General features: G+C 64.1%; 26 protein-coding genes and 1 pseudogene. 17 read left to right on the top strand and 10 right to left on the bottom strand.

The window, feature by feature from the left end; translation table 11 throughout:
* Positions 1-22: 22 nt before the first annotated feature.
* Positions 23-1,873: a polyurethanase gene (locus C3F42_RS05425; protein ID WP_104444142.1), complete on the bottom strand. Its 1,851-nt coding sequence runs from the start codon at positions 1,871-1,873 to the stop codon at positions 23-25.
* A gap of 237 nt (positions 1,874-2,110) precedes the next feature.
* Here C3F42_RS05425 and C3F42_RS05430 point away from each other — a divergent pair, with 237 nt between their 5' ends.
* From C3F42_RS05430 to C3F42_RS30180, 7 genes are all read left to right on the top strand, one after another.
* Positions 2,111-4,057 carry a DNA topoisomerase III gene (locus C3F42_RS05430; RefSeq protein ID WP_104444143.1) on the top strand — a complete coding sequence of 649 codons (1,947 nt, stop codon included), beginning with the start codon at positions 2,111-2,113 and terminating at the stop codon, positions 4,055-4,057.
* Between the two features lie 86 nt (positions 4,058-4,143).
* Entirely contained in the window at positions 4,144-5,433 is a 1,290-nt protein-coding gene (locus C3F42_RS05435) for an FAD-binding oxidoreductase (protein WP_104444144.1), read from the top strand.
* The gene (locus tag C3F42_RS05440) at positions 5,426-5,977 is read left to right on the top strand and encodes a helix-turn-helix domain-containing protein (protein ID WP_104444145.1); all 552 of its coding nucleotides are present in this window, start codon (positions 5,426-5,428) and stop codon (positions 5,975-5,977) included. Before C3F42_RS05435 ends, C3F42_RS05440 begins: the two co-directional genes overlap by 8 nt.
* A 10-nt stretch (positions 5,978-5,987) precedes the next feature.
* On the top strand, positions 5,988-7,340 hold the full coding sequence (locus C3F42_RS05445; RefSeq protein ID WP_023632200.1) for a glutamine synthetase family protein: 1,353 nt from the start codon (positions 5,988-5,990) through the stop codon (positions 7,338-7,340).
* A 164-nt stretch (positions 7,341-7,504) separates the two neighbouring features.
* The gene (locus C3F42_RS05450) at positions 7,505-8,278 is read left to right on the top strand and encodes a TSUP family transporter (RefSeq protein ID WP_104444146.1); all 774 of its coding nucleotides are present in this window, start codon (positions 7,505-7,507) and stop codon (positions 8,276-8,278) included.
* 148 nt (positions 8,279-8,426) lie between these two features.
* Positions 8,427-8,969, top strand: coding sequence for a helix-turn-helix domain-containing protein (locus C3F42_RS05455; protein WP_023631905.1), 543 nt, complete (start codon positions 8,427-8,429; stop codon positions 8,967-8,969).
* Between the two features lie 80 nt (positions 8,970-9,049).
* Positions 9,050-9,295: an IS3 family transposase gene (locus tag C3F42_RS30180; RefSeq protein ID WP_158659532.1), complete on the top strand. Its 246-nt coding sequence runs from the start codon at positions 9,050-9,052 to the stop codon at positions 9,293-9,295.
* On the opposite strand, the gene istB is transcribed toward C3F42_RS30180, so the two are convergent.
* Together istB and istA are read right to left on the bottom strand one after the other, a co-directional pair.
* Entirely contained in the window at positions 9,246-9,986 is a 741-nt protein-coding gene (gene istB / locus C3F42_RS05465; protein ID WP_064491510.1) for an IS21-like element helper ATPase IstB, read from the bottom strand. The genes C3F42_RS30180 and istB overlap by 50 nt on opposite strands.
* Positions 9,983-11,503, bottom strand: a complete 1,521-nt coding sequence (gene istA / locus C3F42_RS05470; protein ID WP_081273177.1) for an IS21 family transposase — start codon at positions 11,501-11,503, stop codon at positions 9,983-9,985. The genes istB and istA overlap by 4 nt, the downstream gene beginning before the upstream one ends.
* A 129-nt stretch (positions 11,504-11,632) precedes the next feature.
* Between istA and C3F42_RS05475 the strand changes: the two are divergent.
* Together C3F42_RS05475 and C3F42_RS29290 are read left to right on the top strand one after the other, a co-directional pair.
* Positions 11,633-12,247: pseudogene (locus C3F42_RS05475) on the top strand (IS3 family transposase); the annotation flags it as partial.
* A 192-nt stretch (positions 12,248-12,439) separates the two neighbouring features.
* Positions 12,440-12,607: a hypothetical protein gene (locus tag C3F42_RS29290; protein WP_158659534.1), complete on the top strand. Its 168-nt coding sequence runs from the start codon at positions 12,440-12,442 to the stop codon at positions 12,605-12,607.
* Positions 12,608-13,025: 418 nt separating this feature from the next.
* Here the strand turns inward: C3F42_RS29290 and nudC are convergent, their stop codons facing one another.
* On the bottom strand, positions 13,026-13,856 hold the full coding sequence (nudC, locus tag C3F42_RS05480; RefSeq protein ID WP_104444149.1) for an NAD(+) diphosphatase: 831 nt from the start codon (positions 13,854-13,856) through the stop codon (positions 13,026-13,028).
* Between the two features lie 35 nt (positions 13,857-13,891).
* On the bottom strand, positions 13,892-14,704 hold the full coding sequence (locus C3F42_RS05485) for a crotonase/enoyl-CoA hydratase family protein (protein WP_023630716.1): 813 nt from the start codon (positions 14,702-14,704) through the stop codon (positions 13,892-13,894).
* A 151-nt stretch (positions 14,705-14,855) separates the two neighbouring features.
* Between C3F42_RS05485 and nhaB the strand changes: the two genes are divergently transcribed.
* Entirely contained in the window at positions 14,856-16,358 is a 1,503-nt protein-coding gene (gene nhaB, locus C3F42_RS05490) for a sodium/proton antiporter NhaB (protein WP_094010432.1), read from the top strand.
* Between the two features lie 52 nt (positions 16,359-16,410).
* Here nhaB and C3F42_RS05495 read toward each other — a convergent pair whose 3' ends face one another.
* A complete protein-coding gene (locus tag C3F42_RS05495) occupies positions 16,411-16,785 on the bottom strand; it encodes a GFA family protein (RefSeq protein WP_094010433.1) in 375 nt (124 codons plus the stop codon).
* Between the two features lie 118 nt (positions 16,786-16,903).
* On the opposite strand from C3F42_RS05495, the gene C3F42_RS05500 reads away from it, so the two are divergent.
* The 5 genes from C3F42_RS05500 to C3F42_RS05520 all read left to right on the top strand — a co-directional run bounded on the left by C3F42_RS05500 (position 16,904) and on the right by C3F42_RS05520 (position 19,974).
* A complete protein-coding gene (locus C3F42_RS05500) occupies positions 16,904-17,518 on the top strand; it encodes a dihydrofolate reductase family protein (protein ID WP_094010434.1) in 615 nt (204 codons plus the stop codon).
* A gap of 96 nt (positions 17,519-17,614) precedes the next feature.
* Positions 17,615-18,088 (top strand): GNAT family N-acetyltransferase, encoded by a 474-nt coding sequence (locus C3F42_RS05505; RefSeq protein ID WP_104444150.1) that lies wholly within the window; start codon positions 17,615-17,617, stop codon positions 18,086-18,088.
* Between the two features lie 34 nt (positions 18,089-18,122).
* The gene (locus tag C3F42_RS05510; protein ID WP_038705833.1) at positions 18,123-18,824 is read left to right on the top strand and encodes a YoaK family protein; all 702 of its coding nucleotides are present in this window, start codon (positions 18,123-18,125) and stop codon (positions 18,822-18,824) included.
* Positions 18,825-18,954: 130 nt separating this feature from the next.
* Entirely contained in the window at positions 18,955-19,197 is a 243-nt protein-coding gene (locus tag C3F42_RS05515; RefSeq protein WP_094010436.1) for a hypothetical protein, read from the top strand.
* A 156-nt stretch (positions 19,198-19,353) separates the two neighbouring features.
* Positions 19,354-19,974, top strand: coding sequence for a TetR/AcrR family transcriptional regulator (locus C3F42_RS05520; protein ID WP_023631488.1), 621 nt, complete (start codon positions 19,354-19,356; stop codon positions 19,972-19,974).
* Positions 19,975-19,983: 9 nt separating this feature from the next.
* Here C3F42_RS05520 and C3F42_RS05525 read toward each other — a convergent pair whose 3' ends face one another.
* Positions 19,984-20,886, bottom strand: coding sequence for a LysR family transcriptional regulator (locus C3F42_RS05525; protein WP_094010437.1), 903 nt, complete (start codon positions 20,884-20,886; stop codon positions 19,984-19,986).
* 90 nt (positions 20,887-20,976) lie between these two features.
* Here C3F42_RS05525 and C3F42_RS05530 point away from each other — a divergent pair, with 90 nt between their 5' ends.
* Both C3F42_RS05530 and C3F42_RS05535 read left to right on the top strand, forming a co-directional pair.
* On the top strand, positions 20,977-22,332 hold the full coding sequence (locus tag C3F42_RS05530) for an MFS transporter (protein WP_094010438.1): 1,356 nt from the start codon (positions 20,977-20,979) through the stop codon (positions 22,330-22,332).
* Positions 22,325-22,726: a DUF4440 domain-containing protein gene (locus C3F42_RS05535; RefSeq protein WP_023631690.1), complete on the top strand. Its 402-nt coding sequence runs from the start codon at positions 22,325-22,327 to the stop codon at positions 22,724-22,726. The genes C3F42_RS05530 and C3F42_RS05535 overlap by 8 nt, the downstream gene beginning before the upstream one ends.
* 29 nt (positions 22,727-22,755) lie before the next feature.
* Here the strand turns inward: C3F42_RS05535 and surE are convergent, their stop codons facing one another.
* From surE to C3F42_RS05550, 3 genes are read right to left on the bottom strand one after another with little or no spacing between them, the layout of a single operon-like run.
* Entirely contained in the window at positions 22,756-23,517 is a 762-nt protein-coding gene (gene surE / locus C3F42_RS05540) for a 5'/3'-nucleotidase SurE (RefSeq protein WP_094010439.1), read from the bottom strand.
* 48 nt (positions 23,518-23,565) lie between these two features.
* The gene (locus C3F42_RS05545) at positions 23,566-25,083 is read right to left on the bottom strand and encodes an FAD/NAD(P)-binding protein (protein ID WP_104444151.1); all 1,518 of its coding nucleotides are present in this window, start codon (positions 25,081-25,083) and stop codon (positions 23,566-23,568) included.
* A 54-nt stretch (positions 25,084-25,137) separates the two neighbouring features.
* Positions 25,138-26,325 carry a pyridoxal phosphate-dependent aminotransferase gene (locus C3F42_RS05550; RefSeq protein WP_104444152.1) on the bottom strand — a complete coding sequence of 396 codons (1,188 nt, stop codon included), beginning with the start codon at positions 26,323-26,325 and terminating at the stop codon, positions 25,138-25,140.
* Positions 26,326-26,339: the final 14 nt, after the last annotated feature.

The raw sequence follows: 26,339 nt of genomic DNA on the forward strand, positions 1-26,339 counted from the left end.
CCGACGAACCGCAACCCCAGGATCAAGCAATCACGATCTGCCCATCCCCAACCCCCTGCCCCGCAATCCCCACCAGCGTCACGCTGTCCCCGCCGAACTTCAGCACCAGGTCATCCCCCACCTGGCTGGCATGGGCACGCCAGTCCGGCGCGGCGGTGCCGCCTTCCACGCCAATGAATACCAGCCGATCCTGGCCTGTGAAGTCCAGCACCCGGTCCTGGCCGAAATGGCCGCTGAACAGGAAGGTGTCGCGCCCGCCGCCACCCATCAGCACATCGTTGCCCGAGCCACCGACCAGCACGTCATTGCCGGCGCCGCCCTGCAGACGGTCGTCACCGCCCAGGCCGAACAGCCACTGCCCCTGATTACCCGCCACCAGCTGGTCGCTTGCCTGGGTGCCGTTGAGCGAGGACGCATAGGGGGTGATCTTGCCGCTTTCGAACAACCCCTGCGCCGCCACCGCGTGACTGACTTCCTTGCTGAAGATCAGCAGGCTGGACTCCTTGCTCACCAGGTTTTCGACATTGCGCACCAGGCTGATGCCGCCCTCGGCGTCACGCACGTACAGCGTGCCTTCGCCATCCCGGGCGATGCTCAGGTTGGCCAAGGCATCCTGCAGCTTCAGGGTGTCATGGCCGGCACCGCCGTCGATCAGGTTGAAACCGCCGTCATCGCGGAAGGTATCGTTGCCGGCCCGGCCTTCGAGGTAGTCGTTGCCGCGCCCACCACGGATCAGGTCGTCCTTGTCCGAGCCGATGATGAATGTGCTGCCCTTGTGCGGCTCGGCATTGCGGTTGAGGTCCTCGACCCAGGTCGAGCCACGGGTCACGTCCGATAGGTTGCTGACCAGGATGGTCGAGTCGCGGCTGGTCCACTGATAGAAGGAGGAGTCCAGCACACGCCCAAGGCCATCGGTGTAGGCCGTCGGCAGGTGCGACAGCCAGGTGGCGATGTTGCCGATGGAGAACGGCAGCAGGTTCCAGGCGTCGGACGCGTAGTGGTCATTGAAGTTGACGATGTTGTTGGTGGCCGAGGCCTTGGCGCCGTCGTGCACGCCCAGGGTGCCCCAGGTTGCCGAGGTGCCGTCGAGCACACGGAACACCGGGTCGTTCTCGTAGCCGATATTGAGCACCTTGCTGGCGTCGGCGGCCTGGGTTGGCGAGGCGAAGGCCACGTAGCGCGCATCCTGGTAGAAACCGCCCCAGCGCGAGCCGCTCAGGTCGGCCAGGCTGTTGACTGCCAGGCCGCCGAGGCTGTGACCACTGACGGTGATATCCGCGCCGCTCAGGCCGTTGGCCTTGGCAAAGGCCGCCACATCGGCGAGCAACTGCCCGAATGCGTTGCCGGCGTAATCACGGGCATAACCTGCCGGGCCGATCGCCGCCAGCAGGTCGTTGATGGCGTCGCCGATGGTGTCGCCCAGCAGGTTCTCGCGTGGGCCGCTGGTGCCGCGAAAAGCGATACCGATAGCGCTGAGCTGGCCGGCGGCATCATAGCGGCCGAGGATCTCCACCTGCGCCGAGGTGTAGCCCGGCGCTTCGCCGTGGAAGGTGCCGCGGGCGTCGGTCTTGCCCTGGTAGCCCAGTTGCGCCGCGCTGATCGGCGACCAGCCGGCGGCCTTGACCTGGGCCAGGGCCCGGGCTTCGGAGTCGGGGTTCCAGGGGATACCGGGGATCACGCCCTGGCTGTCGGTGCCGCCGATCAGCGCCTTGACCAGCGTGGCCGGCAGGCCAAGGCCGAAGCCGTATTTCTGGTAGCCGGCGCTGAAGCCATCGTCGATGCCATGGTAGGCGTAGGTGGCCAGCGCCATGGCGTCCTTGTACAGCGCAGAGGAGGCAGTGCTGTCGAGCTGTCGGTAATCGAATACGGGCATTGGTTTACATCCCTGTTGTTCTTGTAGGAAGGACACCCCAGCGACATCGTCCGGTGACACGACTGACGGGCGAAAGGCAAAGCTGGCACGCATTTGCCACCTCGTCCAACCCGAAGGGATGACGTCCCTGCCAAAGATGCAGGCAAAAAACCTGTACATGCATACAGATAAAACTTGCCTGCACGCCCTGCCTTGCGCATCCTAGGGGGCAACTTTCACGATGAAGCGTTTTCGGCCATGCGCCTCTTTCTCTGCGAAAAGCCCTCCCAGGCAAAAGACATCGCCAAGGTCCTCGGCGCCCAGCGCCGCGGCGATGGCTGCTGGCAAGGCACCGATGTCTGCGTGACCTGGTGCATCGGCCACCTGCTGGAGACCGCCCCGCCGGACAGCTACGACGAGCGCTACAAACGCTGGACCCTAGAAGACCTGCCGATCATCCCGAAAAAATGGAAGATGACGGTCAAGCCCAAGACCGCCAGCCAGTACAAGGCGGTCAAGCGCCTGCTGGGCGAAGCCCGCGAACTGGTGATCGCCACCGATGCCGACCGCGAGGGCGAGATGATTGCCCGCGAACTGGTCGAGCACTGCCGTTACCGCGGGCCGATCCAGCGCCTGTGGCTGTCGGCGCTGGACGATGCCTCGATCCGCAAGGCCCTTGGGCGCCTGCTGCCCGGCCAGGAGACCTTCAGCCTCTACCATTCGGCCCTGGGCCGCTCGCGGGCCGACTGGCTGATCGGCATGAACATGAGCCGCCTGTTCACCCTGCTCGGCCGCCAGTCCGGCTATCAAGGCGTGCTGCCGGTGGGCCGGGTGCAGACTCCGACACTGCGCCTGGTAGTGGACCGCGACCGCAGCATCGCCGATTTCGTACCCGTGCCGTTCTGGGCCATCGACGTGCAGCTGGAAAGTGCGGGCGCCGTGTTCAACGCCCAATGGCGCGCCCCCGAGGACGCCTGCGACGATCAGGGCCGCTGCCTGAAACAGGACCTGGCGCAACAAGCCGCTGCCGCCATGCAGGCTGCCGGCAGCGCCCGGGTGCTGAAGATCGCCACCGAACGGGTGCGCGAAGCCGCGCCGCTGCCCTTCGACCTCGGCACCCTGCAGGAACTGTGTTCAAAGAAGCTCGGCCTCGGCGCCCAGGAAACCCTGGACATTGCCCAGGCCCTTTACGAAACCCACAAGCTCATCACCTACCCGCGCAGCGACAGTGGGTACCTGCCCCTCAGCCAGCATGGCGAGGCCGCAGCCATCCTCGCCGCCTTGCAGCGCGCCGACAGCAACCTCGCGCCACTGCGGGACCACCTGGACCCACAGCGCCGTTCACGGGCGTGGAACGACCAGAAGGTCAGCGCCCACCACGGCATCATCCCCACCGCCGCCGCCAGCGACCCGGCGCGCCTGCCACCCAAGTACAAGGCGGTGTACACCCTGATCCGCGCTCGCTACCTGGCTCAGTTCCTGCCCAACCATGAGTACGACCGCACCCAGGCCGAGTTCGATTGCGCCGGCCATGCGTTGCGGGCGGTGGGCAAGCAGATCGTCGAACCGGGCTGGCGCCGGGCATTGCCTGAGGCGCTGGCCCCGGCCAAGGGTCGCGAAGCGCCACTGGCCCAAGTGCTGCCGGCGTTGCGCGAAGGCCAGGACTGTTCAGTGCGGGATCTGCAATTGAAGGACCTGTGGACCCAGCCCCCCAAGCCTTTCACCGAAGGCGACCTGATCAAGGCGATGAAGAACGTCGCCAAGCTGGTGGACGACCCCAGGCTCAAGCAGAAGCTCAAGGAAACCACCGGCATCGGCACCGAGGCGACGCGCGCCAGCATCATCCAGGGCCTGCTCGACCGTGGCTACCTGGTCAAGAACGGCAAGGCCCTGTCGGCCACGCCTGCCGCCTTCAGCCTGATCGACGCCGTGCCCCGGGCCATCGCCGATCCTGGCACCACGGCGATCTGGGAGCAGGCGCTGGACATGGTGCAAAGCGGGGAAATGAGCCTGGAGGAGTTCGTCGCCCGGCAATCGGCGTGGATGGGCAAGCTGGTGCAACGCTGCAGCGGCATGCGCCTGACCATCAGCGGGCCGGCGGCGGGCAAAGCCGCGGCACCTTGGAAGAAGAAGCGCAAAAGCGCTGGCAAGGGCAAGTCAGCAGCCGGCAAACCCCGACAGCCGCGGCGCAAGGCAGCTACCTAGCACGATGACGCCATCTACTGGCGAAATGAAAATCCTCTGCTATTTTTTCATGAAAATAATCAGAAAAAATTTCACGAGGCCCCGGCATGTTCAAGCAATCCGCCCAGCACGTCGCCAGCTACTACGCCCGCACCTACCCCGCCACCATCCCTTTGCGCCCCACCCTGCAGGGCGCCCACGACACCGACATCCTCATCGTCGGTGCCGGCTTCAGCGGCCTGCATACGGCCCTGCGCCTGACATTGGCCGGCCAGCGCGTGACCCTGCTGGAAGCCAGCCGGGTGGCCTGGGCCGCCTCGGGGCGCAACGGTGGCCAGGCACTGCTGGGCTGGTCGTGCGACATGCCCCCGCTGGAGCGAGCCCTGGGCCTGGAGCGCAGCCGGCGCCTGTGGGACAGCATGTGCTGGGCCGCCGGCGAGCTGCGCGAACTGCCCCTGCGCCATGGCTTCGACGTCGATTACCGCCTGGGCAGTCTGTGGACCGCCGTGTTGCCGCGCCGGGTAAAACTGCTGGAGGACGCCCAGCGTGAAGCACAGGAGAAGCTCGACTACGACTGCCTGCGCCTGATCGACCGCGAGGAACTGTCCGAGTGGGTCGACAGCCCCCGCTACCAGGCCGCGCTGTACGATCCCAATGGCGCCCACCTCAACCCGCTGAAGCTGGCCCAGGGCCTGGCCGCCGTGATCGAAGCGCATGGCGGGCGGATCTATGAGCAGAGCCAGGTGATGGGTTACCAGGAACACGCCGACGGCTTCGCCGCCCGAACCGATCAGGGCGAGGTGCGCAGTCGCGTAATGGTGCTGGCCTGCAACGCCTATATCGACCGCCTCGACCGCACGCTGTCGCGTCGTCTGCTGCCGGTGGGCTCATACCAGGTGGCCACGGCGCCGCTGGACGCCGACTTCGCCGCCTCGCTGCTGCCACGCAACAGTTGCGTGATCGACAACCAGTTCGTCCCCGACTATTTCCGCCTTACACCCGACCACCGCTTGCTGTTCGGCGGTGGCTGCACGTACCTCGGTGGCATCCCCAAGGACGTCGCCGGCGCCACCCGGCCGTACCTGGAACGGGTGTTCCCACAGTTGCAAGGGGTCGCCATCGAGCATGCCTGGGGCGGCCACATCGATTGCAGCATCCAGCGCACGCCGGATATCGGGCGCCAGGGCCAACGTTACTGGCTGCAGGGTTTTTCCGGCCACGGCGTACTGCCGACCCTGGCCGGTGCACGCGCGGTCAGCGACGCGATCCTCGGTGACGACGACCTGCTGAAGCTTTACCAGGGCATCGATAACGGCCGCTTCCCCGGTGGCGACCTGCTGGCCGCGCCGCTGGAGGCGGCGGCCAAGGCCTGGTACAGGATGCGCGATCATGTCTGACGATATCCAAACCCTCGCCCGCCAGGTCCGCGACCTGCGCAAGCATCGGGGGTTGACCCTCGACGAGCTGGCAACTCGCGTCAACCGCTCGCTGGGCTTCCTCTCCCAGGTCGAACGCGGCCTGTCGCGGCCGACGGTGGCCGACCTGACCGCCATCAGCGAAGCGCTGCGCGTACCGACCACCTATTTCTATCAGGCCGTGCCGCCCCGCGAGATCGACTGGGTGACCCGCCCCGGCGAGCGACGCACCCTGTACTACGCCGCCGGGGTCACCGACGTGCTGGTCTCGCCGACCCTCAATGGCCGCTTCGCCATGCTCGAAAGCCACCTGGCGCCCGGTGCCAGCAGTGGCGAGGGGCATCTGGACGACAGCTCGGAACAAGGCGGTTTCGTCCTCGAGGGCGAGCTGACCCTGTGGCTCGAGGGCCGCGACGACGCCGTCACCCTCAGGCCCAACGACAGCTTCCAGCTGCCACCCCACAGCCAGTTCCGCTACGCCAACCTGACCGCCCGAACGACCCGGGTTCTCTGGGTCTTCCGTTGAGAGCATGCCAATGACAAGTACAACAGGCTTCCCCGACCTGCTCAGCGAAGTGCGCGCCTTCCGCGCCCGACACCCCGACGTGCGCTACGTTGACCTGATCAGCCTGGACATCCCCGGGCATTTCTACGGCAAGCGCTACCCCATCGACATGCTGGAAAACGTCGCCGCCGGCAGCCCGCTCAAGCTGCCGCAGAACTGCGTACTGCTCGGCGTGCAGGGCGGGCTGTTCCCGATCGGCGACTACTGCTTCAACGACGGCGACCCGGACGCCCCGCGCCGCCTGGTACCCGGTACGCTCAAGCCGGTGAACTGGGAGCGAGAGCCGCTGGGGCAGATGCTGATCACCTCGGACGGCACTGCGGCGCCCATCGAATTCGAACCCCGCGAGGTGCTGGCCCGCGTCCTGCAACGCCTCGAAAGCCGAGGCATCCGCCCGGTGGTGGCGTTTGAACTGGAGTTCTACCTGTTCGACAGGACGCTGAAGGAGGGCCTTCCGCAGTTCCCCCGCGACCCGGCCAGTGGCGATGCCGACGACCAGCCGAACATGCATATCGAGCGCCTGTCGCGCTTTGCCGACGTACTGCGCGAAATGGTCGAGACCGCCAATGCCCAAGGAGTGGACGCCAATGTCATCACCGCCGAACTTGGCCCCGGCCAGTTCGAGATCAATTTCGGCCATTGCGACGATGGCCTGCGCGCCGCCGACTGGGCGGCGCTGTTCTGCCGCAGCACCCGGGGCGTGGCGCTCAAGCACGGGCTGCGCGCCTCGTTCATGAGCAAACCCTATCTGCACGCGCCGGGCAGCGGCATGCATGTGCATGTCAGCCTGTACGACCCGGCGGGCAACAACCTGTTGTCTGCCGATAACCAACGGCCGCTGCGTCATGCTGTGGCCGGTTGCCTGGCGTTGCTGCCGCATTGCATGCCGATATTCGCCGCCAACCATAATGCGTTTCGCCGCTACGGGGCCATGGTCAACGCCGCCAGCCGCGCCAGCTGGGGCTTCGAGGATCGCGACGCCTGTATCCGCATCCCTGAGTCGGATCCGCGCAACCTGCGGATCGAGCATCGGCTGGCCGGGGCGGATGCCAATCCGTACCTGGTGCTGGCGGCGATCCTGTGCGGCATGGAGCACGGGCTGGATGCCGCGCAGGAGCCCATCGCGCCGCTCAACGAGGACCGTGGCAGCGGGATCGATTTTCCCAAGGACATGCTCGGCGCGGTGGCGGCGATGCGTGGGCATCCGGCGGTCAACGAGGGGTTGGGCGCGGAGTTCGTGATGGTCTATTGCGAGAACAAGCGCCAGGACCAGCTGGCGTTTCTCCATGAGGTCAGCGCGCGGGAGTATCGCTGGTTCCTGTGACATCCCTCGCGGGGCAAGCCCGCTCCCACGCGCTACGAACAGACGTGGGCGCGGGCTTGCCCCGCGATGAGGCGGCACTGGCAACCCCTACCATCCGGGATTACCATGTGCCCCTCTAGCGCGGCCGTTTGCCGCACCCCGCCGTCCAGCCTGCCCGTGCCCTCATGCCCTTCGAACTCACCGTAGAACCGCTCACCCTGCTGATTCTCGCCCTGGTCGCCTTTGTTGCAGGTTTCATCGATGCCATCGCCGGTGGCGGCGGCCTGCTGACGACCCCGGCGCTGCTCACTGCCGGCATGCCGCCGCACCTGGTGCTGGGCACCAACAAGCTCAGCTCGACCTTCGGCGCGGCCACGGCCAGCATCACCTACTACCGGCGCAAGCTGTTCCATCCGGCGCAATGGCGCCTGGCGATCGTCGGTACCCTGGTAGGCGCGTTGATCGGCGCGGTGGTGGCTCACTACATGCCGGCCGAGTGGTTGAACAAGATGCTCCCGGTGATCGTGTTCGCCTGTGGCGTCTACCTGCTGTTCGGCGGAACACCGAAGGCGCCGGTGGATGCCGATGCGCCGATCAAAAGGAAGTGGCAGTTTCCGCAGGGCTTCACCCTGGGCTTCTACGACGGCGTGGCCGGGCCGGGTACCGGTGCTTTCTGGACCGTGAGCACGTTGCTGCTCTATCCCATCGACCTGGTTCGGGCCAGTGGTGTGGCGCGCAGCATGAACTTTGTCAGCAACATTGCGGCGTTGACGGTGTTTGTCATTTCCGGGCAGGTGGATTACATCGTTGGGTTGTGCATGGGGGTGTCGGTGATGGGCGGGGCGTTTTTTGGGGCGCGTACGGCGATCAGCGGGGGTAGCAAGTTCATTCGGCCGGTGTTTATTACTGTGGTGCTGGCGTTGACTGTGCGGTTGGCTTGGCAGCATTGGTTTGGGTAGGGATCAGAAATTTGGCTCTGGCCCTGGCTCGATTGTTTTGATTTTGCATACATCTTCTTGAAATGTATCGACATCTAGTCACCTTTTCGCCTTTACGTGAACTGACCCCCGAAAGTTGGACACCTGATCCCCAACCGGAGGGTGTTCCATGACGAAATACAACCTGGCACTCAAGCAGATACTCATCGAAGAGTGCCTTTCTGCCCGCAGTGTTCATGAGGTGGCGCTCAAGCATGACCTGAGTCCATCGCTGTTACGCCGCTGGGTAAAGGGCTACGAGCAACACGGTGCAGCCGGTTTGATTGCCAAGTACAGCCACTACGACGCGCAGTTCAAATTGAAGGTTTTGCAGTGCATTGAGCAAGACGGACTGTCCGCTCAGCAAGCTTGCGTGCAGTTTGATATCCGCGGCCCGAGTAGCATCAGGCAATGGAAAAGGTTGTACGATAAAGGCGGAGTAGAAGCCCTTCACCCGCGCCGTACCCGAGAGTTCAGCATGCCCCGCAAACCATCAAAACAGTCCAGCACAAGCCCGCCCACTCCAACGGACAGCGAGCTGACACCAAAGCAAATGCTCGAAGAGCTGGAATACCTGCGCGCGGAGAATGCTTATCTAAAAAAGCTCGATGCCTTGATCCAAGCGGACCCTCGAACTGCGCAGGCAAGAAAACGCAGGCTATCCAAGGATTGAGGCGCGGGCATCGACTTGCTCTGCTGCTACGTGCTGCAGGGCTGGCACGCAGTACCTTTTATTACCAAAGCAAAGTGCTGGTGGCTGACAAGCATGCTGCTCTCAAAGAGCGCATCAACAGCCTCTATCACGGAAATAAGGGGCGGTACGGCTATCGTCGCATCACTGCGGCCCTCGGGCACAATGGCGAGGTGGTCAACCACAAGAAGGTGCAGTGTCAATGGCCATTAATTTTGACCCACTTTTGGCCAATAGAATTGACCCACTTGCTCACCGCTAACCGCCGGTTTTCTGCTTCAAACGATAGCTCTCACCTCCCAGCATAAAGATGTGTGAATGGTGGATCACGCGGTCGATGATGGGCACGGCCACGTTGTCGTCATGGAAGAACTCGCCCCAGCTGGTGAAGTCCTTGTTGGTGGTCAGGATGACCGAGCGGTACTCGTACAGGTTGTTGATTAACTGGAACAGGTTGTACCGGGCTTGGCGCGTCATCGGCAGGTAGCCCAGCTCATCGATGATCAGCACGTCGTATTTGCTCAGCTGATTAAGGCGCTTCTTCAGCTCGCCCTTCATTTCCGCCAGCTCCAGATCCTCGACCAACGCCAGAGCCGTGCGGAACAGCACCTTGTAGCCCGCCTGAACCGCCTTGTGGCCAATCCCAATGGCCAAGTGGGTCTTGCCCACACCCGGTGGTCCGATGAACACCAGGTTGTCGCGGTTGTCGATAAAGCTGAAGTCCAGCAAGGTGCTGACCTGGCGCTTGGTGATGGTGGTCTGGTGCCGGTAATCGAAGGCCTCCAGATGCTTCTCCGAGGGGAACTGCGCCTGCTTGAGGTTGCGGCTTACGCGGCTACTGGAGCGGGCGTTAAGCTCATGCTCGACCAGTGACTGGGCGAAGCTCAGGTAGGACAGTTCATTGGCTTCGGCTCTGGCCAGCAGGGTGGCCAGCTCACCCGCGGTCGCGCTGAGGCGCAGGCTTCGGTACTGCGCGATAGTGCTGTCGAGCAGGCTCATTGGGTCACCCCGTGGCCAGTCGACTGGCCAATGCGGGCATAAGCGTTCAGGTCGGCGTGACTAACCTGGCTACCGGCCTCTGGCGCATAGTCATGGTCGCCGATGATCCGGCCCCGCGCCTTGGCTTGCTGCCATGCTTCGAGGTAGCGCTTGAGCCCGGTGGCGGTCAGTTCACTGCGCTCGCACAACTCGCCGAGCAACGCCGTATCAACCGGCGCATGGGCCATGAGCAGGTCGCGTGCAGCAACCAGCTGATCCTTGTAGATACGCGGCGAAGTACGCTTGAGCAGTTGGCACAGGGTTGCCCCAAGGGCATCGGGCAGGATCGAGTCGATGCCGCGCTCCAGGTCGGTAATGCGCTGGGCATGGTCTCGGTAATGGTTGTTGTTCTTGATCATCCGGCCCTTGGCCTTGCACAGGTCATGGGTGGCTATGAGTTCACCGCTCTCCAGGTCATGGATCAGCAACTGGTTGTCCTGTGCGCTGACACCGACACGGGCTTGCTGCCAGGCCATGGGTACCGAGTACTTGTTGGCCTGCCATGAGATCAAGCCGGTCTTGTCGACCTTGCGGGTCTCCCTTGTCGGCGCCACGTGCAGCAGGTTCTGCGGGACGAGATAGGGCTTGAGCTGACTACGCTCCAGTGCCTCGAAATGCGCTCTTGGATGCTGCCCCGTCGTGCCGTGCACGCGTGCGTTGGCGACAGTCTCGAGCCAATCATTCAGGTGCTGTCGGACGGCGGCCTCGTCCTGGAAGTGCTCGCCGTAGAAGCAGTCACGCTTGACGTACTTGACCCCGGCCTCCACCTTGCCCTTGCTCTCCGGGTCATAGCCCTCGCAGGCATGGATGCGGTACCCGACGGTAGTCGCATACTGGTGGAAGCGCTGGTTCAGCGTCAGCTCACGGTACTGCTCGTTGATCACCACCATCTTGGTCTGATCGTAGATGCACTCCTCGGTGACGCCGCCGAAGTAGCGGAAGGCCTCGTCGTGCATCTGGATAAACCGTTCGGTATCCAGCGGCCGGAAGTTCAGACCGACATACATCAGCCGTGAACAGGACAGCACAAACACCACAAAATGAACGACACGCTCCAGGCCGCCAATCATGACGCCTCGCAGCTCACCGGGGTCGACCTGACACTGCACGCCAGGCACTGACTCAACGACCGGCTCGTAATAGCGCAACTGGCCACTGGCAACCTGCTGCTTGAGCGCTTGCACATAGCGGCGAATGCTCCGGTCTGACACCGCCAGCTCGGTGGTGCGCTCCCTCAGGCGACGGGCCAGCTTGACTGCGCTCAGGGCTGGAAACTGACCCAACTGATTAATCAGATAATCGCGGTGCTCGTCGAGCACCTTGGTGCGTGAAGGGTCAGCAATGGTAGCGCTGATCTGCATCTCATCCAGGTGGAGATACTTGCGTACGGTGTTCCGGGAAATCCCCAGCTCACGACTGATGGCACGGACCGACAGGCCTCGGCCCTGGTCATACAACCCCTTGATCTTGTGAATCACAACCCACTCCTTCAATGATCTGTCCCCGGCCTGTGCATAAGGCGGGTGACGCTACATGGTCGGTGGCCAATGCCACTATGGGTGGGTCAAAATTGTTGGCCAGAGGTGGGTCAGTTTAATTGGCCATTAACAGTGCAGCGACTGATGCAGTTGATGGACCTCAAATCTCTGGTAAAAGTTAAGAAATATCGCTCGTACCGAGGCTCCGAGGGGGTTGTTGCATCTGATCTACTCAAACGCAAATTCAAGGCAGAAGCCCCCAATCAGAAATGGGCAACCGACGTGACAGAGTTCAAGGTAAAGGGGCAGAAGCTGTTTCTCTCGCCTGTGATGGACCTGTACAACGGCGAGATCCTTGCTTATCAGATCAACCGGCGTCCTGAGTTCAAGATGGTTTCGACAATGCTGGAGCAAGCCTTCGAGCGGCTGAATCCAGGTGACACACCGATACTGCATTCCGATCAAGGCTGGCAGTATCAACAGCCAACTTACCGGCATATGCTGGCTGGGAAGAATATCGAGCAGAGCATGTCGCGTAAGGGCAATTGCCTGGACAACGCCGCCATGGAAAGCTTTTTCGGCACGCTCAAGAGCGAGTTTTTTTACCTGGAGTCGTTTGAGAGTGTTGAGCAACTGGCATCAGGACTAGAGGATTACATCGCCTACTACAACCAAGAACGCATCAGTCTCAGACTGAATGGCTTGAGTCCGGTAGAATTCCGAACCCAAGCGCTGGCCGCATAGCGCTACCTGTCCAACTTTCGGGGGTCAGTTCAACGGCGACCTACTTTTGCTCTTGGGCAAAAGTAGGCAAAAACCGCTGGCTCCATTCATACGGCCCCTACGCTGCGCTCCGGGGTTCCCTCGCTCCGTTCTTGCTCCCGTGGGTACCGCGCTGTACGCCCCATCCTGGGGCGCAGCGCTCGACGGCCATCCATGGCCGTCGCCCCACTACGCAAGAACTCCACTCGGCCTCCTGAAGTCGCAATTGGCGGCGCCTGGAATATTGCGCGCTTAGAAGCAGAGCAAGAGCAAGAGCAAGAGCAAGAGCAAGAGCAAGAGCAAGAGCAAGAGCAAGAGCAAGAGATGAAAATTCAAACCTAGTTAACTGACAGTTAGTTATATATTGGCTGCCCAGCGACAATCGACAGATCAACTAAGCTTCCAACTAGCGACAGCTGCGCCAGTCCAGGCGCCGCTCGTAACTTCGCGACTTCAGGAGGCCGAACGGAGGTCTTGCGCAGCGCTTGACGGGCATGGATGCCCGTCAAGCGCTGCGCCCCAGGATGGGGCGTTCAGCGCGGTCCTCCCGGGAGCAAGGCCGGAGTGAGGGAACCCCGGAGCGAAGCGTAGGGGCCGTATGAATGGAGCGAGCGGCTTTGCCTACTTTGGCCAAGACCAAAGTAGGCCGCCGTAAGGGCGGAAAGGTGAATAAGCGTCGCCATCACAAATGAATGCGCATACAACTTCCAAAACCAACCAACCCAACTAAAACCAGAAACCAGAAACCAGAAACCAGATATCAGGCAGGCAAAACCGGCTCAGACATCCCCAACCGCCGCGCCACATACAAATCAATCAAATACCGCGCAATCGACCGCCCCGCCGGTAAAGGCGGCAACTCATGCACATTGAACCACTGCGCATCCTCGATCTCATCCGCCTGCATGACAATCTCCCCTCCCGCATACTCAGCATGAAACCCGAGCATCATCGAATGCGGAAACGGCCAGCACTGGCTGCCGACGTACTGGATGTTCTTCACCTCGACCGCCACCTCCTCACGCACCTCGCGCACCAGGCAATCCTCGGCCGACTCCCCCGGCTCGGCGAACCCGGCCAGGGTGCTGTAGACCCCGGTGACAAAGCGTGGCGAACGGGCCAAAAGCACCTCGTCGCCGCGAGTAATCAACACGATCATGCTCGGTGAAATCCGCGGATAGCTGCGCAAATCGCACGGCTGGCAGTACATCGCCCGCTCCCAGTGGATCTGCGTCATCGGCTGACCACAGCTGCCGCAGAACCGGTGCTCGCGAGCCCAGGTACCGATCTGCGCGGCGTAACCGAGCACCTTGTACGTATCGAAGTCGCCTTCAAGCATGAACCGCCGCAGCCCCTGCCAGCCGCAACCCGACACTTCGCTGGCACTGCGCAGCTCCAGCAGGAACACCGGCTCGCCGTCCAGGTGACCAATGCCATGCTCGCACAACACGTCCAGGTCCTGGCGCTTGAGCCAGTCACGGGGGAACAGCGCGCCGTTGGCGTCCATCAGGAACCCGTCCGGGCTGCGGGCGACGGCCAGCCCCCCGGTGGTCTGCGGGTCGAGTACTGCGGTTGTCCAGCGTGCTGACATGGTTCGGGTCCCTAAATGGCGCCCGCCACTGTCAGTCAGTCGGCGAACGTCGGTTGCTGTTTGCTCATGTGGGCGGCCATGGCCACGCGCAAGTCTTCGGACTGCAGCATGGCGGCGTTCCAGGTGGCGATGTACTCCAGGCCATCGTCGATGCGATGGTCGCGCATGTAGCTGATCATCTCTTTGGTGCCGGCCACGGCGATCGGTGATTTTGCGGCAATCTCGCGGGCAATGGCAAAAACCCCGTCGAGCAACGCCGCCTGGTCATCATAGACGCGGTTGACCAGGCCGATGCGCAGTGCTTCCTGGGCATCGACCATTCGACCGGTGTAGGCCAGTTCGCGCATGATGCCGTCACCGATGATACGCGGCAAACGTTGCAGGGTGCCGACATCGGCGGCCATACCCATGTCGATCTCCTTGATCGAGAACTGCGCGTCGCTGGCGCAGTAGCGCATATCGCAGGCCGAGACCAGGTCGATGGCGCCACCGATGCAGTAGCCCTGGATCGCCGCCAGCACCGGCTTGCGGCAGTTGTCCACGGCGTTGAACGAACCCTGCAGGCGCAAGATGGTGCGGCGCATCACCCGGGCGTTGCGGCCGACATCCTTGCCCAGCTGTTGAGCCAACGCGGCCAGCATCATCAGGTCGATGCCCGAGGAAAAATGCTTGCCGGCGCCGCTGAGTACCACCACCCTCACCGCGTCGGTGTCGTCGATCCACTGGAAGATCTGGACCAGCTCCTCCCAGAAGGCGGCGTTCATCGCGTTGATCTTTTCCGGGCGGTTGATCTGCACGTGGGCGATGTTGTCGGTCAGTTCGACCTTGAACGCGGTGTATTCGGTCACGGACGGCACTCCTGTGGGGAAAGGATTCACAACGGCGGATCTTAGCGCACCCGCAAGGCGGTGCATGTGCCAAAAGCCGGACTGGACAACTTGCACCCTGACGCACGATCCGGCACCGTGCGCCACTGCTGAATCAAAAGGATACAAATTCATGTCCCGTTCCCTGACCGGTGCCCTCGCCCGCAGCTTCCTGGGCCAGTCGCCGCGTTGGTACAAGGCCGTCATCTGCCTGTTCCTGCTGCTCAATCCCTTGCTGCTGGCGACCCTCGGCCCGGTGGTCACCGGCTGGGTGCTGGTGATCCAGTTCATCTTCACCTTAGGGATGGCACTCAAGTGCTACCCGCTGATGCCCGGCGGCCTGCTGCTGGTCGAGGCGCTGCTGCTGCGCCTGACCACGCCCGAAGCCCTGTACGAGGAGTTGCAGCACAACTTCCCGGTGATCCTGCTGCTGATGTTCATGGTCGCCGGCATCCATTTCATGAAAGAGCTGCTGCTGTTCCTGTTTTCGCGGATCCTGCTCGGAGTGCGCTCCAAGGCGGTGCTAAGCCTGCTGTTCTGCGTGTTGTCGGCGTTTCTCTCGGCGTTCCTCGATGCCCTGACCGTGACCGCGGTGATCATCAGCGCCGCAGTCGGCTTCTATGCCGTCTACCACCGGGTCGCCTCGGGCGCCAATCCGCGCGAAGAGTCGGCGCTGGACAGCGACCATGAGGTCGAGCAGTTGCACCGCGAAGACCTCGAGCAGTTCCGCGCCTTCCTGCGCAGCCTGCTGATGCATGGCGCGGTGGGTACCGCGCTGGGTGGCGTCTGCACCTTGGTGGGCGAGCCGCAGAACCTGCTGATCGGCCATGAAATGGGTTGGCATTTCGCCGACTTCTTCCGCAAGGTCGCGCCGGTGTCGATGCCGGTTCTGGCGGCGGGCCTGGTGACCTGCGTACTGCTGGAGAAACTGCGGCTGTTCGGCTATGGCACGCTGATGCCCGAGCGCGTGCGCCAGGTGCTGGCCACCTACGCCGCCGAGGACGATGCCGCGCGCACCCAGGCACAACGGGTGGCACTGGTGGTCCAGGGTCTGGCCGCACTGATCCTGATTGTCTGCCTGGGGCTGCACATTGCCGAAGTGGGCCTGATCGGCCTGCTGGTCATCGTGTTGATCACCGCCTTCACCGGCATCACCGACGAACATCGCCTGGGCCGTGCGTTCCAGGACGCCATGCCGTTCACCTCGCTGCTGGTGGTGTTCTTCGCCGTGGTCGCGGTGATCCACCAGCAGCAACTGTTCAGCCCGCTGATCGCCTGGGTGCTGGCGCTGCCCAGCGAGCAGCAGCCGGGCATGCTGTACCTGGCCAATGGGCTGCTGTCGGCGATCAGCGACAACGTGTTCGTCGCCACCATCTACATCACCGAGGTCAAGCAGGCGTTCGTCAATGGCGCGATGAGCCGCGAGCACTTCGAGACCCTGGCGGTGGCGATCAACACCGGCACCAACCTGCCCAGCGTGGCCACGCCCAATGGCCAGGCGGCGTTCCTGTTCCTGCTGACCTCGGCGATTGCGCCGCTGATTCGCCTGTCGTATGGACGCATGGTGTGGATGGCGCTGCCCTATACCGTGGTCATGGGCGGCCTGGGCTGGTGGGCGGTGACCTTCTGGCTGTGAAACACGTGGGAGCGGCGCTGCGCCGCTCCTCACTGGCCGGGGCTGGGAACGGCTAACCCGCCCGGTCCCGATCGAACCGCTCGAGATCCGCAAAAGCCGGCAACCACGCTTCGCGCCTGATCACCCACAGTTCATAGGTCGGCGTGAAGCGATCCGGCGCGTCCAGTGCCCCAAGGTGCACCTCCACTTCATCACCGCTGCGCGCGAACACCGACGAGCCGCAATGCGGGCAGAAATACCTGTCGCCGTAGTTCGAGGCTTCCCCGCTGATACTCACGGTCTGCTCGGCGAACATCGCAGAAGCGCCGAACAACGCACCGTGATGCTTGCGGCAATCCAGGCAATGGCACAGCCCGACCCGTCGCGGCCGCCCCTGGGCTTCGATACGTAACTGGCCGCACAGGCAGCCGCCGGTAACCTTGTCCATCACTCACCTCCTCTGGTGGTCCCATGCAATGGTTGAACCTCCACTATCGTTCAAGGTTCCTGTCGATTCATGCCACCCCCGTTCGACTATCCAGCACACCCAAGAGGAGGTTCACCCCATGCGCAAGCTCATCGTCGCCGCCTTCGTCACCCTCGACGGCGTCATGCAGGCCCCCGGCGGGCCGGAGGAAGACACCAGCGGCGGCTTCACATTTGGTGGCTGGATCCCGCCCCTGGCCGACGAGGCCTTCGGCCAGGCCATGCAGACCTTGTTCAGCCAACCGTTCGAACTGCTGCTGGGAAGACGCACCTACGATATCTTCGCCGGGTTCTGGCCAAAGGTCGGGCCCGAGGCGCCGGACCGGCCCTTGGCCGACCTGTTCAATGGCGTGGCCAAGCATGTCGCCACGCACCATCCCGAATCCATCGACTGGCAAAACAGTTACCCGTTGGGCGCTGACGTGCCTGGAGCTGTCCGCGCTCTCAAACAACAGGACGGCCCGACGCTGCTGACCCAAGGCAGCGGCGAACTGGTACGCCAACTGCTAGCGGCGGGCCTGGTAGATGAGCTGCGGTTGCTGATCCACCCCTTGCTTCTTGGGCGTGGCAAGCGCCTGTTCGGTGACGATGCCCAGGCTGTGGCCTTCACATTGGTGGAGTCGAGCAGCACGCCCAAGGGTGTATTGCTCGCCCACTACGTGCGCAGCGGCGAGGTGCAAACGGGATCGTTCTGACCAGTCAGTCGAGCAGGCGGTTGATGGCGCTGGCGAGGCCTGCGTCCGTTTGCCCCGGCGCCTTGTTATCATCCAGGCTCAACCGGGAGGGAACCCATGCTCGACATACGCCGCGCCAGCCGTCACGACGCGCTGGACACGTACGCCATCCGCCGCCAGGCGATCCTGTGGCAGTGCACCGAAGCCTACGATGCCGCCCTGGCCCAGGCCTGGGCCGACGTACCTTTCACCGAAGGTTACGCGGCCCTGGTCGCCGAGCATTTCCACCTCGCCTGCATGGGCGACACGATCGTCGCCACCGGCATGCTCGACCTGGACAGCGGTGAACTGGGTGCCCTGTTCGTGCTGCCGGCGTTCATGGGCCGTGGCATCGCCCGGGCGATGGTCGAACACCTCGAAGGCATCGCCAGGGCCGAAGGTCTGGAGGCGGTCAACCTGGACTCGACCCCGAACGCAGCGGCGTTCTATCGCCGCTGCGGCTACACCGGCGATGCGCTGTCGGTCTACCAATCCCCATTCGGCCTCGAACTGTCCTGCATCCCCATGCGCAAGGTGCTGGTCGGGGTATAAGATCAGGGCCCCCTGCGCCCCGGAGACTCGCCCCATGCTGCCCACCGCCACCTCCCAGCACAGTGCCCGTCGGGTCCGCTTGCAGGCCCTGCGCGGGCGGGTCGGCCTAGGGCTGGTGGCCGGATTGTCGGTGCTGGCCGGCATGACTGACGCCATCGGCCTGCTGGCGCTGGGCGACTTCGTGTCGTTCATGAGCGGCAACACCACGCGCCTGGCGGTGGCCATCAGCCAGGCGGACTTTTCGCTGATGCTGCGCCTGGCCCTGGCGATTCTCAGTTTCGTGCTGGGCAACACCCTGGGCGTATTGCTGGCCCGCCGCTTGCGCCGCCGCGCCGCGCCCTTGCTGCTGATCGTCGCCAGCCTGCTGGCGTTTGCCACGGCCTGGCCTGCCGCCACCACGTTCCCTGCACTAATCGCGGCCACCCTGGCCATGGGCATGCTCAATGCCGTAGTCGAACAGGTGAACGGCCTGCCAATCGGCCTGACCTACGTCACTGGCGCGCTGTCGCGTTTCGGCCGTGGCCTGGGGCGTTGGTTGCTGGGTGAGCGGCGCCACGGCTGGCGGGTACAGCTGGTGCCCTGGAGCGGCATGTTGCTAGGTGCCGCGCTCGGGGCTTGGCTGCAGCAACGGCTGGGCTTGCAGGCGCTGGCGGCCAGTTGCGCCCTGGCATGCGTGCTGGCGCTGGTGACGCTGTTCATTCCGCGAGCCTGGCAACTGGGCTACATGCCGCGCTGAGGGCCTAGAGCTTGCGCTGAACAGCAGGCGCGCAGCCGTCGATAGTCACTATCGAGCACAGCGATTTCCATCGTGCCACTGTGGCCAATAACCTGGGTTCATCGATCCGACAGCCCCCGGAATCATCCCGATGAACACCACCGCCCGCTTCCTCCTCGCCGCTCTGGCCATCGCTGTGCTGAGCGGTTGCGCCAGCCATCCTGAGCTACGCCCCTACAGCGCCGAGGAAGCCCGTCAACTGCAACTCGAAGCATTGCAACGCCAGGGCCTGAGCCAGGAAGAGTACGAACGCCGCAAACTGGCCGTGGTGCGCGCCGATCACCAGCAAGCCATGACCAACGCCGCCAGGGCCACGACCGCGATCAGCGGTTGACCTCGACGTGGTTCAGGAGCGTGAGCAGGTGCTCCTCGGCCGCCACCGGTTTTTCTACGGGCACCTCGCTCCACGGCCTTTTACGGCAACCTTGACCTTATCGCGGCCCCGCTAAAGCTGTTAGCCTTGCCCTGTTCAGGTCACCACGGACAGCCCATGGCCAACCACAAGATCGAAATCCGCCGGCGCAATGTCGAAAAGATCCTGCAAGCCGCCGAGCAGGTGTTCGCCGACAAGGGCTACGCCGCCACCTCCATGGGCGATATCGCCGAACGGGCGCAACTGCCGCGCTCCAACCTGCACTACTACTTCAGCACCAAGGACGACCTGTACCGCGCCGTGCTGCAGGACCTGCTGGATGTCTGGAAGCAGGATGCCCTGTGCTTCGAGCACTTCGACGACCCGCGGGTGGTACTGACCAGCTACATCCGCGCCAAGATGGGCCACTCGCGCTCGCGGCCGCTGGGCTCGAAGATCTGGGCCGAGGAGATTCTCCACGGCGCCCCGCTGCTGAGCCCCAGCCTGGACGAGATCCTGGTGCCCTGGGCGCAGCTCAAGCAGGCGAAGATCCGCAGCTGGGTCGAGGACGGACGCATCCTGCCGGTGGAACCATCGGCGCTGCTGTACATGATCTGGGCGGCGACCCAGCACTACGCCGACTTCGGTTTCCAGGTGACCCTGCTCAATGACGGTGAGCCGCTGTCGGACATGGCGTTCGAGCAAGCTGTGCAGACGGTGACCGGCGTCATCCTGCGCGGCATTGGCCTGGAGCCGTGAGCGGCGCCCTTAGCGCCCCAGGTGCTCGCACAGAAAATCGATGAACACCCGGGTCTTGCGCGGCACATGGTTGCTGTTCGGGTACACCACGCTGATCGGCTGCCTCGGCAGACTGTAGTCCGGCAGTACCCGCCGCAGGGTGCCGTCGGCCAGGTCCTGCTCGACCAGCCAGGCCGGCAGCACGGCCACGCCCAGGCCGGCGCAAGCCATCGCCCGGATGGCGTGCGACGCATTGGACTGGTAGGCCACCCGGCCGACGACGCTTGCACTCCCCGCCTGCGCGCTGTGCAAGGTCCAGGCGGTCGGGCCCTGTAGATTGCTGTTGGCAATCCAGGGTGTTTCCGTCAGTGCCTCGGGCCGTTCGATGGCATGGCGGGCGAGAAAGGCCGGGGCAGCCACCACCACAATGTCGTATTCGGCCAGCTGGCGACTGCGCAGGTTCGAATCCGGCAGCGCGCCAAGGCGCACCACCAGGTCGAGCCGTTCGGCAATCAGGTCGCTCAGCGACGAGTCGGTATCGTAGCTGAGTGACAACGCCGGATAGCGCGCGGCGAACAGCGGGATCAGCGGCAGGATGAAGCGCTCACCGTACTCCCCGGTGGTGCTGATGCGCAGCTTGCCCGATAGGCCGTTGTGCCGGTGCAGCACACTGGCGAAGGCGCCCTCGACATCGCTGACGATCACCTTGAAATCTTCATAGAAACTTTGGCCGGTTTCGGTCGGGGCGATAGCACGGGTGCTGCGCGCCAGCAGCGTCACCCCCAGAGCCTGCTCCAGCGCCTTGACGTGCTGGCTGGCCATGGCTTTGCTGATGCCGAGAAAGTCCGCCGCCTTGGTGAAGGAGCCGAAATCGACCACCGCCAGAAACGTCTGCACCCGGTTGAGCTGGGTGTGGAGGGCCGTGCGCGGCATTGTTCACTTCCATCAAACAGAGTTTCAAGGGTAGCGACATCGACAGGGACAGTCCACGACACCTACTCTGCGCGTCGAAAAGGAGTGGCAATGACGTACCGGTATCGCGTGGCAACGATCTTCCTGATGGGGTTCTTCATCGACTGCATCAACCTGTTCATGCCGACCGTGGCGTTGCCACGGATCGCCGCCGAGTTCGCCATTGGCAACGCCAGCAGCGCATGGGTTGGCAATGCCTACATGCTCGGGCTGACCCTGGCCGTGCCGGTGAGCACCTGGCTGGCCAATCGCTGGGGCGCACGGCGGCTGTTGAGCGCCGCCATGCTGGCGTTCAGCGTGGCGGTGTGGGGCTGCGGCGAAGCGCAGAGCTTTGCTGCATTGATTACCTGGCGCCTGGTCCAGGGCATGGCCGGTGGCTTGCTGATCCCCGTAGGACAGGCGCTGACCTTCGAGCTCTTCCAGGGCCCGGAGCGCGCCCGCGTGTCCACCCTGGTGATGGCCGTTGCGCTGCTGGCGCCGGCGCTGTCACCCACCCTTGGCGGATTGATCGTCGACCATGGCCGCTGGCCGTGGGTCTTCCACAGCAACATTCCGCTGACCCTGGTGACGGCGGCGCTGGCCTGGGCCTGGCTTGACCAAGCGCCGGGACCGACAGCGCCACGCCCGGACTTCAAGGGATTGCTGCTGGTCAGCGCCGCCCTGGCCTGCCTGCTGCTGGGCCTGTCGCTGTATGGTGCCGGCCATGGCGCCCTGCTGGCCATCGCCTGCCTGCTGGCGGGTGTATCCTGCGCCCTGCTGTACCGCACCCACTACCAACGCGCGGCGACAGGCATCGTCGAACTCAAACTGCTAGCCAGCCCGCGCCTGCGGGTCTCGATGCAGGTGTACCATGCGATCCCCGGGGTCTTCACCGGGGTCAACCTGTTGAACATCTTCTATCTGCAGGATGTGCTGCAGCTGAGCGCCCAGGCCACCGGCCTGTTCATGCTGCTCTACGCGGCCGGGGCGTTCGCCGCCATGTTGCTGGCCGGCCGCCTGTACAACCGCGTCGGTGCCGCCCGCCTGTTGCTGCTCGGCATGCTCATGCACAGCCTGGGTATCTGCCTGCTGGTCATGGTCGAGACGCCGGCGGACAACGCCCTACTGATGGCGGCCTACGGCCTCATGGGCATCGGCGGCGGCATCGGCGCCAACACCGCCCAGACCACCGCGCTGCTCGACTTCGGCGGCGAGCGGATGCAGCAGGCCAGCGTGCTGTGGAACCTCAATCGACAGATGGCCTTCAGCGTCGGCGCCGCCTTGCTGCTGATGATCTTCAACCTGTTGCTAGCAGGCCTGAGCACGCCGGACGCCTATCACCTGACCTTCAGCCTGGCCGCGCTGCTGGGGCTGGCGCCACTGATGACACTGCACACACTACCCCCGGAGAACCCTCGCCATGCCTGACCACGCGATTGCCCGCGCCGAGCGCAGCATTCATCACGTCCATGAGCTGATCCACAGAATCTTCACCCGCCCAGCGGCCGAGACCCAGGCAGTGCTCGGCGGGCTGATGGCGGTGTTCGCCGATGATTTCAGCATGGTCGGCACGGCGGGCACGGTGGTGACCCGCGCCCAGGTGGAGCAACTGTTCAAGGGCGCGGCCGGCGCACGACCGGGCCTGGAGATCGAGATCAGCGAGGTGCGGGTGGTCTGGCAAGCTGGGGTGAACGTGGCGGTGCGCTACAAGGAAATCCACCGATTGCAGGGGATGGTTCAGGCTCGCTACTCACTGGCACTGTTGGAGTGCAGCAATCGCGGCGTGGTGTGGCGCTGCTTGCATGAAACCGCGACTGCCTAGGCGTTTGCGCTCCTGCGACCCCTCGTCAATCATCCAGACAAGGACTGCTCCACAGCGCCATGCGTGCGCTCGAACTGCAACGGCGTCACCGTGACATGGCCACGCGCCAGTTCCGCCATTTCGCTGCCGGGCTCATCCTCGGTGCGGTGATTGTTCAACTGCAGCCAGTGGTACTCGAAGTGCCGCGGGTCGACCTCGGTACGCACCGATATGCTGTTCAACGGCCCGACGCCCTGGCGCGTCACTTTCAACGGCCGTACGGCCTCCAGGGCACAGTCAGGGAAGTTGACGTTGAGACAGGCATCGGCCGGCCATGGCATGTCCAGCACACCGAGAATCACCTCGGGCGCCAGGTTCAGGCCGATGTTCCAAGGCACCGCTTCGCGGTCGCTGTAGGCCTGGCTCAGGGCGATCGAGCGCACGCCCAGCAGCAACCCGGTCATCGCCGCGCCGACCGTTCCGGAGAACACGGTTTCAGTGCCCAGGTTCGCCCCACGGTTGATTCCGGACAACACCAGGTCGGGCCTGGCGCCCTTGAGCAGGTGCCCCAGCGCCAGCGCCACGCAGTCGCCCGGCGTGCCGGTGACGGCGAAGCGCCGCTCGCCATGACTGCTCACTCGCAGCGGCGCGTGCAGGCTCAGCGAGTGGGAGGTGCCGCTCTGGTCGCGGTGGGGAGCCACCACCCACACCTCCCTGGCCAGCCCTGCCGCCACCTGTTCCAGCACGGCCAGGCCGGGCGCGTCGATGCCATCGTCGTTGGTCAGCAGAATGCGTTCGAATCGGTAGGTCATGGTTAATCCTGTGAAGTTGCCGGTCAAAGTTGCCCCGGCAACGATAGCTCAGACATGCTCCTCCACCCGTCCGACCGCACGCACGCCCTGCTTCCACTCGAGCCCATCGGCACAGCTGGCGGCGTGGCGGCCATTGATCTCCAGCGCGGAGGTGAAGAAGAACTGGCCCACTGTCAGTTCGCCCACCGCATGGATCTGCCGGGAGCTGCCGGTACGGCCCTGCACGCGATAGCTCGTCGGGTCGATGCAGATCCCCCCCTGTGGATGGCGGGTGACCGTGCCATTGTCCAGCAAGGCAGCCAGCAACGGCGAGTCCAGCAGGTCGACGTCGCGCGGGGAACCGATGGCATGAATCAGCCGGTCATAGACATGGCGCCAGCCGCTGCCCTGCAGGACCAGCCCGTCGCCGCCCGGCTGCGGCGCGGCGAACGGACCGGTGACGAACTCCAGCTGGCCACTGCGCAGATAGCTGAGGATCTTGCGCGCATTCTGCGCCGGGATGGAAACCCGATAGGCCATGAAGAAGCTGAAGTACTCGCGCAGGAAGCGCGCCTGCGCGGCATCATCCAGTGCCTGCCAGATGTCCTCGACGAATTCGTTGGTGGCATAGAGGATTGCCTGCCAGATACGCGGTGAGCGGGCGTTTTCGAGTTCCCCTTCGATGAAAGAGGCGATGTCGGCCGGCGGCGCGGGCATGGGGATGACCGCGCTGGCCTTGCCCGGGTCCTGGAAAGCCAGCTCCTTGCGGAACAGGCCGACCAGGTCGCTGATCTGCAAACGGCCGTTCTGTGCCACCAGCGCATGGACGCCTTCACGGGTCAGGTAGCGCAGCGTGACCGGCTCCTGGGTGCCCCGCACCACGGGAAAGTAACCACTGCGCGAATGCATGCGGATGGGGCCTCTATGCCCCCGTTCGATCAACGCGATGACGGTGTCGATGGCGCTCAGTCGCGCGCCGACCACCGCCACCCGCTCGTGGGGCGCCACCACGCGCAGCAGACGGGAAACTGGATACGGCGTGTCCAGCACCCGTGGATCGCCGGACAATTCTGGCTTTTTGCCCAGCGGGCCACAGCACAGCACGACCTTGCCGGTCGGCAAGCTGAGGCCGCAACGGGTGCGCAGGGTTTCCACGCCATCGATCAGGTCGATCGCGCAGACCTCTGCCTGCAACTGCACCAGCTGGCAGCCCAGGGTCGCGCCACGCAATACGATCTGCTTGAGCTGATGCTGCAGATAGATACCGAACAGCGCCCGAGGCGCGAACCCGTCCGCCTCGGGGCGGAAATCGGGGTACGCGCGGCGCCAGGCCTGCGGGCTCTGCTGCAACCACTGCAGGAAATGCCCTGGCAGATGCGGGTATGGCGTGATGAGACCGGTCCTGGTGTTGAGCAGGTTGCTCTCCAGGTCAGCCTCGTAAGCCGCGCCGCGGCCGAAGTCATCCCGTTTCTCGAACAGGTGGATGACGCCGGCCGGCGCGCTGCCGGCGGCCACACGATCCAGATGGCGCTGCAGGAAGGCGATGGCCGTCGCACCGCAGCCGACGATTGCAAAGGCGTTTTTCATCAACTTGCGTCCCTCTCCAGTATTGCTTCCCTGTCCACGGATTGCGTTCCAGCCTCAGGCGAACTCGCCCAGGAAAGTCTTGATGCGCTCGGCACCGGCCAGGACTTTTCCGGCGTCGCCGGAATACGACAGCCGGGCATGCCCCGCCGTGCCGAAGAAACTGCCAGGGATCAGGGCAACGCCGAACTCCTTGAGCAGCACGTCGCAGAACGACTCGTCATCACCGATCATCTGGCCGCGGAACGACCGGCCCAGCGCCTGGCCGATGTCGAGAAACAGGTAGAACGCTCCGGCAGGCTCGCAGAAGCGCAGCAACGGCGCACCGCGCAACACTTCGAGCAAGGCCTCACGCTGCCCGGCCAGACGCTGCCGGGCGGCAATGGAGAAAGCCTGGTCACCCTCCAGTGCCGCTGTCGCCGCCGCAGCAGCGGGGGCCGGCAGGTTGGAGATCGAGTTGGAATTCAGCGTGGTGACCGCATCGGCGATGCGTCGATCCGCCGCCAGCAAGCCGACCCGCCACCCCGGCATGCCGTAGAGCTTGGAAACGCTGTCGATCTTGATGATGCGCCCGGCAAGATCCGGCGCCACCGTCAGCAGGTCGGGACAGCTGTCCATGTCATAGACGAAGCGCTGGTAGACGTCATCGCAAATGATCCAGACGTCATGTTTGCGCAGGACTTGCGCCAGCCCCAGGAGCTCCTCGGCCGAATACACAGCGCCCGTAGGGTTCCCGGGGGAATTGAGCAGCACCACCCGCACCTGTTCGTCGAGGGCCTGTTCCAGCGCCTGGGGGGACATCTTGTAGCCGCTGTGCGCGGTGCAGCGCACATCGACGACATCCGCCCCGACCAGTTCGGCGATATCGAAATAGGTTGGCCAGCACGGGGTCGAGACCAGCAGTTTGTCCCCCGGTCGGATGATCGCCCGCAGCACGCTGAACAACAGGTGCTTGGCGCCGAGGCCCGCGACCAGGTTGCGCTCGTCGAAATGCGTATGGCCAAGGCGACGCAGGTAGCCAAGGTAAGCCTTGAGCAACGCCGGGTCGCCACGACTGGCGCCATAGCCACCGGTGTCCTCGTGGGCCGCCCGCACCGCCGCCTCGACGATATGGGGCGCCGGCAAGAAGCCAGGTACGCCGACCCCAAGGTCGATGACCGGTTGTGGCGCTTCACTGACCTTCTGCGCCACCCCGAGGATCGGACAGAATCGAGCGAATTCCAGATCTGGTGAAAGCGAAGGCATGCAGGATTCTCCAG

Source organism: Pseudomonas sp. PONIH3, from assembly GCF_002934345.1.
Taxonomy (GTDB): domain Bacteria; phylum Pseudomonadota; class Gammaproteobacteria; order Pseudomonadales; family Pseudomonadaceae; genus Aquipseudomonas; species Aquipseudomonas soli.